General features: G+C 57.6%; 10 protein-coding genes. All 10 read left to right on the top strand.

Going from position 1 to position 7955, the window contains the following annotated elements:
• Positions 1-455 precede the first annotated feature (455 nt).
• Positions 456-815 carry a S4 domain-containing protein gene (locus tag Q0F21_RS04060; protein WP_297237645.1) on the top strand — a complete coding sequence of 120 codons (360 nt, stop codon included), beginning with the start codon at positions 456-458 and terminating at the stop codon, positions 813-815.
• 30 nt (positions 816-845) lie between these two features.
• Positions 846-1409 carry a hypothetical protein gene (locus tag Q0F21_RS04055; RefSeq protein ID WP_297237643.1) on the top strand — a complete coding sequence of 188 codons (564 nt, stop codon included), beginning with the start codon at positions 846-848 and terminating at the stop codon, positions 1407-1409.
• Between the two features lie 84 nt (positions 1410-1493).
• A complete protein-coding gene (locus Q0F21_RS04050) occupies positions 1494-2282 on the top strand; it encodes an AAA family ATPase (RefSeq protein ID WP_297237641.1) in 789 nt (262 codons plus the stop codon).
• On the top strand, positions 2279-3193 hold the full coding sequence (locus Q0F21_RS04045; protein WP_297237639.1) for a ParB/RepB/Spo0J family partition protein: 915 nt from the start codon (positions 2279-2281) through the stop codon (positions 3191-3193). Before Q0F21_RS04050 ends, Q0F21_RS04045 begins: the two co-directional genes overlap by 4 nt.
• A 3-nt stretch (positions 3194-3196) precedes the next feature.
• On the top strand, positions 3197-3928 hold the full coding sequence (locus Q0F21_RS04040; protein ID WP_297237637.1) for a DUF5683 domain-containing protein: 732 nt from the start codon (positions 3197-3199) through the stop codon (positions 3926-3928).
• 8 nt (positions 3929-3936) lie between these two features.
• On the top strand, positions 3937-5397 hold the full coding sequence (locus tag Q0F21_RS04035; RefSeq protein WP_297237636.1) for a lytic transglycosylase domain-containing protein: 1461 nt from the start codon (positions 3937-3939) through the stop codon (positions 5395-5397).
• Between the two features lie 224 nt (positions 5398-5621).
• On the top strand, positions 5622-6506 hold the full coding sequence (gene fabD / locus Q0F21_RS04030; RefSeq protein WP_297237634.1) for an ACP S-malonyltransferase: 885 nt from the start codon (positions 5622-5624) through the stop codon (positions 6504-6506).
• A 17-nt stretch (positions 6507-6523) separates the two neighbouring features.
• Positions 6524-6847, top strand: a complete 324-nt coding sequence (locus Q0F21_RS04025; protein WP_297237632.1) for a hypothetical protein — start codon at positions 6524-6526, stop codon at positions 6845-6847.
• 43 nt (positions 6848-6890) lie between these two features.
• Positions 6891-7223, top strand: a complete 333-nt coding sequence (locus Q0F21_RS04020) for a cell division protein ZapA (protein WP_297237630.1) — start codon at positions 6891-6893, stop codon at positions 7221-7223.
• Between the two features lie 37 nt (positions 7224-7260).
• Positions 7261-7955, top strand: a 695-nt coding sequence (locus Q0F21_RS04015) for an Rnase Y domain-containing protein (protein ID WP_297237628.1), incomplete at its 3' end; no start/stop codon positions are given.

Below are 7955 nucleotides of genomic sequence, written 5' to 3'. Positions count from 1 at the left end.
GGTGATTGTAATTGTCTTGTCTGAGACAAATGTATGGAAAAAAGAGTCGGACTAATCAAGAAAAATGGAGGTTTTGGAATACTAAATTTTCACATTAACCCAGCGGGTGACAAAAAACAACCGGTCAAAGTCATTGTACACAGCTAATAACCAGAACATTATCGGAATAGAGCGAACCGGATAGTCCTATGAGACAGCGTCTCACAGACGGAGCCAAAGCCCCCCTAATTGCTTACTGCACTTAGCACATCCGGAAGGTGCTGCCGGAGTGATCCGATACGGGCAAAATCTAAACCCGGTATTAGTGATCACTAAACCCGGTATTAGTGCGCACTAATATCGGGTTTAGTCATCAGCCGATCCGGAGGTGCTTGTTTTGATGGGAATAAAGAGTACTTTTGTATGCCAATCTATTGTTAATCATTGGAAATACTTTCTAATCATTTTACTTCATCATGGAAGTACGAGTAAGTCGCATTATTGCAGAATACTACGACTACACACGACGTGAGGCTGAGGACTATATCCGTCAGGGGCGCGTCACTGTCAATGGACAGAAGATCCAGATCGGCGACAAGGCCGGCTCGGGAGACATCGTCGCTCTGGATGACGTCTCGATCCCGCTCAAGGGAATCCTCCGCAGGCTGGAGCGCCAGGAGCTGGGACGCAGCGAAGCCGGCAAGGGGAAGCAGTTTCGGCAGGAGGATGAGCGCTACGAGGATCCGAAGAGTCGCGAGCTGCGTAAGGGACGGAAGAAGCACCGTCGTACTCGATCCAAGGCGGATGAGTACGAGGAGGACATCTACGACGACTAAGTCAGGGTCACACCTTAATACTATATGGTCATGAGAGCGAAGAGGCTTGGGATGAGGAGCGCAGTGCTGGTACTCCTGCTGATGGGATCCCTCTCCTGCAGCGGCAGCAAAGACCAGAGGGAGGAGAAGGGATGGGAGGAGGCGACGACCGCTCCCCTGACGATGGAGGAGAGCCTTCCGCCGGTCGCCGAGCCGGAGGAGGAGCCCTGTACCTATGCGACCTACAAGTCAAATAACGCCCTCCTCGCAAGCAGCGATGCGCCCTGCAATCAGGGGGTGGAGCCGCTGAGTACCTTCCTCGTAAGCTTCCGCAGGGATGCCGGCGTGGTCCGATCACGCACCCTGCTGCCGAGCGGGATCACCCCGCCCCACGTGGCTGAGGATCCCTTCCGGATCATCACCCCTGACAGCACCGGCTACTTCGCCTCATGGATCATCATCGAGCGGGACACTGCATCCTTCTGCACCGGATACCTCGACTCGGACATCCTGGAGCAGTACACCTTCGCCCGGGAGTCCCCGGACGACAAGTGGTACCTCATCGATTACTACAACGCCGCCACGCAGGACAATATCAGCGAGTACGCCGACTGAGAGGTCTCTCCGGCGGGCAATGTGCCGGAGAGTATGTGATAGATTTTGCCTAACTTTGTCGCTGATCATCATCAGGCAAATGCTATGGGCAAAGTAATAGCTATATCCAATCAGAAGGGCGGTGTCGGCAAGACCACGACGGCGATGAACCTCTCTGCGGCAATGGTCGCTCTGGGGTGCCACGTGCTCCTTATCGATGCGGACCCTCAGGCCAATGCCACCAGCGGTCTCGGCGCTCAGGCCAAGTCCGCCGAGCTCTCTACCTACGGCTGCATCCTCGGAGACACAGACCCGAGGAAGTGCCTGATCCCCTCCTCTGTGGAGGGACTGGAGATCCTGCCATCACACACCGACCTCGCAGGCGCGGAGGTGGAGCTAGTCAACGTCCCGCAGAGGGAGTACGTCCTCAGGCGGATCACGGAGCTGCTGAAGCCGGACTTCGACTTCATCCTCATCGACTGTGCGCCCTCCCTTGGGCTCATCACGATTGCCGCCCTCGCCGCCGCCGACTCGGTCATCATCCCCGTACAGTGCGAGTACTTCGCCCTCGAGGGCATCAGCAAGCTCCTCAGTACCCTGCGCATCGTCAAGGAGCGGCTCAATCCCCCCATCGACATAGAGGGCTTCCTCATGACCATGTATGACAGCCGGACGAAGCTCTCCACGCAGGTCTACAAGGACGTCAAGAAGCACTTCAAGGACCTCGTCTTCGACACGGTCATCAATCGCAATGTCCGCATAAGCGAGGCACCGAGCTTCGGGAAGAGCGTCCTCGACTTTGACCTCTCCTCCAAGGGTAGCCAGAACTACCTCGAGCTGGCTCACGAGGTGATGGAGAATAATCACATCCAGATCCGCCGAACCATCTCATGAGTACGAACAATAGAAACAGCGCCTCCCTCGGACGAGGACTCGACGCCCTCTTCCCGAACGACTTCGTCAATATCAAGAAGGTGGAGACCGGAGGATCCTCCTCCATCTCCGAGCTGCCTCTCGATGCCATTTACCCCAATCCGGATCAGCCGCGTGCAGACTTCGATGCCGAGACGCTCGAGGAGCTTGCCTCGTCGATCAAGCACATCGGGCTGGTACAGCCGATCACCGTCCGAGAGGATGGCAAGGGCGAGGGGAAGTACATCATCATCAGCGGCGAGCGGCGCTATCGAGCTGCCCGACTGATAGAGCTGGAGACGATCCCCGCCTACATCCGCACCGTGGATGACGACCAGGTGGTGGAGATGGCGCTGATCGAGAATATCCAGCGCGAGGATCTCAATGCGATAGAGATCGCTCTCACATTCAGCAAGCTGATCGATGCCGACGGGCTGACGCAGGAGGAGCTGGCGACACGAGTGGGGAAGAAGCGCGCCACAGTAGCCAATTACCTCCGCCTCCTCAAGCTCCCAGCACAGATCCAGCTGGGACTGAAGAATAGGAAGCTCTCTATGGGACACGCCCGCGCCCTACTCAGCATCGAGGACACGGAACTGCAACTGGCACTCTACAAGCAGATCCTCACCGACGACCTCTCCGTCCGAGACGTGGAGCAGATGGCGCGCGAGTACAGCACCGCCGAGCCGAGCAGTAAGGCTAAGTCGCAGGAGGCTCGTCAGGCAGCCAAGGAGCGCCTGGCACAGTACCGCAGCACCACAGACCAGATCTCGAGGAGCCTCGGGACAAAGGTGAAGATGAGCTGCAACGCCTCCGGCAAGGGTCGGATCACGATCCCCTTTGCCAGCGATGAGCAGCTGCAGGAGATCCTCTCCATGCTGAGCAAGCTGTAGTGTATGTGCCGATCGAGTAGTCAACTACTGCCCATTCTCCTTCTCCTGGTCCTGAGCCTGGGGACGGGCTTGGCATACGGTAGCGAGGCGGTCGGCTGCGATACCATCCCCACGACACCCCTTCAGCAAGACACCACCATCCTCACGCCCGCCAAGGCTGACGCCCTGGCAGCGCAGCAGGACAGCGCCCGGCTGATACCAACGGAGGTGCCCACGAAGCCTGGGGCGCAGAAGACCTTCTCCCCCAGTCCCCGCGCCGCCGTCCTCTGGGCGATCATCCCCGGGGGTGGACAGGTCTATAATAGGAAGTACTGGAAGGTCCCTATCATCATCGGTGGCATGACCGCCCTCTACTACGCCATCTCGTGGAATAACAATAACCTCGTCGAGTACGCCAAGGCCTACAGCGACATCAAGAGCGACGACCCGATGACCAACGACTCGTGGATCGCCTTTGTCCCTGCAGGAGCCGACCCCAATAGCTACAGAACAAACGGCTCCTTCCAAGAGACTCTTCGCCACGGACGAGACTTCTACAGGCGCAATCGCGACCTCTCCATCATTGTCTCCGTAGGTGTCTATGCCCTCTCCATCATTGATGCCTATGTCGATGCGGAGCTGGCACACTTCGACATCTCCCCGGAGCTAACGCTTCGGGCGACTCCCACCTACATTCCCTCGACCACTTTCCCCTCGTCGGGCGGTCCTGCCGTCCAGGTCGCACTATCTTTTTGACCTCTACTATGAGCCGCCCTATCCCACTCCTTCTACTCCTCCTACTGATGGCGCTTGCCATGCCTCGGGCATTCGGTCAGAGCGAGGGCGAGGAGCCCGACCTGGGGCGCCTGCCGGAGAGCTTCGACATGGCCCTCGACTCGCTCCTCAACGCTCGGTACAAGGAGTACTACTCCCTCAGCAAGCCGCACCGACAGGCGAGCAAGAGGGAGCTGGAGAGCAAGGATCAGCTCTACCGCGACCGACTGGCGCAGATGGAGAGCGCCATACCGCTCACCTACAACCCCGCCGTCCGGGAGGCGATCGACCTCTATGTCAACCGCCGGAGCAACCTCATGAGCCTGATGCTGAGCCGCGCCACCTACTACTTCCCCATCATCGAGGAGGAGCTCGACCGGCAGGGGCTACCGCTGGAGCTGAAGTACCTCGCCATCGTCGAGAGTGCACTCAATCCCACCGCCGTCTCGCGGATGGGGGCGACCGGCTTCTGGCAATTTATGCTCCGCACCGGCAAGATCTACGGACTTACGATCAACTCAGTCGTCGACGAGCGTATGGATCCCCGCAAGTCCACCCGCGCTATGTGCGAGTACTTCAAGGACATGTACGCCCTCTACGGCGACTGGATGCTCGCCATAGCGGCCTACAATTGTGGTCCGGGGAACATCAATAAGGCGATCCGCCGCTCCGGGGGGAAGAGAGACTTCTGGGAGATCTTCCCCTACCTCCCTCGCGAGACCCGATCCTACGTGCCCTTCTTCATCGCCGCCTTCTACAGCATGGAGTACTACAGGGAGCATGACATTCGCCCCTCGGCGATCCACATCCCCATAGCGACCGATACGGTTCATCTCGCCCGGCGCTGCACGACGAGGGAGCTGGCGGAGATCACCAGCGTCTCTCTCGACACCATCGAGCTGCTCAATCCTATGTACAAGAAGGGGATCATCCCCGGCAACCAGCAGTCTCAGGTGATCGTCCTGCCAGCTCAGGCGGCGATCGACTTTGCCTCCAATAAGGAGAAGTACTTCGCCAGTCACCATAAGAGTGAGGCTAAGGAGAAGGACAGCGCACCTGACATCGACGAGGTGCAGACCGCCGACAGTGAGCGAGAAGTGACCTATCGCGTCCGACGAGGTGACTCTCTCGGCTCCATCGCTCGTCGGTACCACGTCACCACAGCTCAGATCAAGGCGTGGAATGGTCTAAGATCAAATACGATCCACCCCGGACAGAGGCTGGTGATCCGTACAGGCGACAAGACCTCCGTCTCGGCCGCCAAGTCCGGTACGGCAAGCAAGAAAAGCAACAGCCGACAGCAGAGTGCCCGCTACTACACGGTGAAGAAGGGCGACACCCTCTCCGGCATCGCATCGAAGTACCGGGGCGTCACCGTCAGCCAGATCAAGCGAGCAAATAACCTTCGCTCCAATAACATCCGCCCCGGACAGCGCCTCGTGATCCCCTAAGTCCACACAAGATTATGAGTGAGAACATCAGCGATATGGAATGCAAACTGATTGAAGACTAACGGAGGACACGGACAACGCAGTCTCAAAAAGCAGGACTGACACACGACTTAGAAAACCACAAGAACAAAGCAATACAAAAGCTTTCCGATACTCCTCTCTTTTCCTTATCTTTGTGGGAGAAGTATTATAGAACCCCAATTCTTAAAGATACATACATCCATATGCTAGCATACGTATTTCCCGGCCAGGGATCCCAGCACATAGGCATGGGTATGGCCATGTACGATAATAATCCCGAGGCGAAGCGCCTCTTTGATCGTGCGGATGAGATCCTCGGCTTTGGTCTGAGCAAGATCATCTTCGACGGCACGGAGGAGGAGCTTAAGCAGACAGCAGTCACTCAGCCTGCCGTCTTCGTCCACTCCTACATCTCCGCTGCCATCCTCGGTTCAGAGGAGAAGCCCGACATGGTGGCAGGACACTCTCTGGGAGAGTTCACTGCCCTCGCCGTCGCCGGGGCTCTCTCCTTTGAGGACGCTGTCCGACTCGTTCATATGCGTGCCGTGGCTATGCAGAAGGCCTGCGCTGAGGCTCCATCGACGATGGCGGCAATCATCGGCCTCCCGGATGCCGAGGTGGAGGAGATCTGCGCCAATATCCTCGACAAACTGGTCATCCCCGCCAACTACAACAGCCCCGGGCAGGTAGTCATCAGCGGCTCCATCGACGGAGTCAATGAGGCTATGGAGGAGGCGAAGAAGGCGGGAGCCAAGCGTGCCATTGCGCTGAAGGTGAGTGGTGCATTCCACAGCCCGCTGATGGAGCCAGCTCGTCAGGAGCTGGAGCAGGCGATCCACCAGACGCATATCCAGACCCCCCGCTGCCCGATCTACCAGAATGTCGATGCCAAGCCGCATACCGACCCCAAGGAGATCGAGAATAATCTGGTCAAGCAGCTCACCGCACCGGTCCTCTGGTCACAGACTGTACAGCGCATGATCGCTGACGGAGCTGATCGCTTCATCGAGTTTGGTCCGGGTAACACCCTTCAGGGGCTTATCCGCCGCATCGACAGAGAGGTAAGGGTAGAGGGACGCGAGGGCTGATTTCTCACGTACCGATCGTGTCAGAGAGTACAGATCATCAGTTCACCGAGGGGGACGCCCTCCATCGAGTAGAGCTAAGGACAGCCTACCTCATAGAGCGCTATGGAGCGCTACGACAGGAGGTAGAGCTGCTTAGAGACCAGAATAGTCTGCTCCGTAGTCAGCTTGCCAAGGAGACGACCAGAGCAGAAGGACTCGAGCAAAAGCTCGCCCTCAGAGCACCCATCTCAGCTGATGACCCGGATGTACGCAAGTCTGCGGAGAGCCTCTACGGAGAGATCGATGATCTCGTAGAGACCGTGGACGACGTCCTCCGACTCCTGGAGACTCACACCAAGTAATACCTACTGACACTTACCCAACACCCATTACTCCACAGCCGTCATGCCTGACAGATCCCCGGATATGCAGGCAGAGACACCTGCACCGACGCTCACCCGCGTGATCAACCTCCGCGTGGGCGAGGTGCCTATGGCTGTTACCATCCCCCGCGAAGAGGAGACAGAGGCCGCCCTCAGAGCGGCCGCCAAGGAGCTCAATCATCTCCTGGACGAGTACAAGTCCCGATACGATCTGACGGTCCCGGAGGCACTCACCTACGCAGCCATCCACCTCGGGAGGGACAAGTATCATCTACTCCAGCAGCAGGAGCACGCCGACTACGACAGACGTCTCGCCAGACTGGCAGATGACCTGGACAAGACCCTGGGGAGATAGGAGAGTATATTCCACTTACAGTAAGATACAACACCATATGAGCCCAATAATAATAGCGATCATCGTCTCTATAGTCCTCCTGGCATCGGGCTGGCTTCTGCTCAATAAGCAGAACGAGCGCCATGCCCAGAGACTCTATGAGAACGAGATCGCCAAAGCCAAAGAGGCCCGGCAGGAGTATCTCGACCAAGCCAAGATTACTCGAGATGAGTATATGGCTAAGGCGAGAGAGGACGCCGAGATGCTCAAGAAGAATAAGCTCCTCGAGATCAAGGAGGAGTTCCTGAAGAAAAAAACCCAGCTCGCCGACGAAGTGCAGGCTCGTCAGGCGACCCTGCAGTCCATAGAGTCCAAGCTGAAGAAACGCGAGGAGCAGCTCTCCAAGCTCCAGGACGACATGTCCCGCCGCTCACAGGCGATAGAGGAGGAGGGAGCCAACCTGAAGAAGCAGATCGACTTCAATAAAGGCAAGGAGGCCGAGCTCGAGGCACTCCGCCTCCAACAGCTCGAGCAGCTCGAGGAGACCAGCGGACTGACTAAGGATGAGGCCAAGGCGCAGCTGATGGAGCACCTCAAGAGCGAGGTCAAGTCAAGCGCCGCCATCATGACCAATGAGATCATCGATGATGCTAAGCTCAAGGCGAATGCCGAGGCACGCAAGATCGTCGTCAAGACCATCCAGCGCATCGCCACCGAGACTGCGATAGAGAATGCGGTCACCGTCTTCCACAT

This window comes from uncultured Porphyromonas sp., assembly GCF_934359325.1.
Taxonomy (GTDB): domain Bacteria; phylum Bacteroidota; class Bacteroidia; order Bacteroidales; family Porphyromonadaceae; genus Porphyromonas_A.
The sequence above is the reverse complement of the archived record's forward strand: the minus strand, read 5'-3'. Positions and strand labels throughout refer to the sequence as shown.

What these genes read in the sequence shown, in the direction of transcription:
- Q0F21_RS04060 (WP_297237645.1), top strand. Translation starts at nt 456, where the DNA reads ATGGAAGTACGAGTAAGTCGCATTATTGCAGAATACTACGACTACACA.
- Q0F21_RS04055 (WP_297237643.1), top strand. Translation starts at nt 846, where the DNA reads ATGAGAGCGAAGAGGCTTGGGATGAGGAGCGCAGTGCTGGTACTCCTG.
- Q0F21_RS04050 (WP_297237641.1), top strand. Translation starts at nt 1,494, where the DNA reads ATGGGCAAAGTAATAGCTATATCCAATCAGAAGGGCGGTGTCGGCAAG.
- Q0F21_RS04045 (WP_297237639.1), top strand. Translation starts at nt 2,279, where the DNA reads ATGAGTACGAACAATAGAAACAGCGCCTCCCTCGGACGAGGACTCGAC.
- Q0F21_RS04040 (WP_297237637.1), top strand. Translation starts at nt 3,197, where the DNA reads ATGTGCCGATCGAGTAGTCAACTACTGCCCATTCTCCTTCTCCTGGTC.
- Q0F21_RS04035 (WP_297237636.1), top strand. Translation starts at nt 3,937, where the DNA reads ATGAGCCGCCCTATCCCACTCCTTCTACTCCTCCTACTGATGGCGCTT.
- fabD (WP_297237634.1), top strand. Translation starts at nt 5,622, where the DNA reads ATGCTAGCATACGTATTTCCCGGCCAGGGATCCCAGCACATAGGCATG.
- Q0F21_RS04020 (WP_297237630.1), top strand. Translation starts at nt 6,891, where the DNA reads ATGCCTGACAGATCCCCGGATATGCAGGCAGAGACACCTGCACCGACG.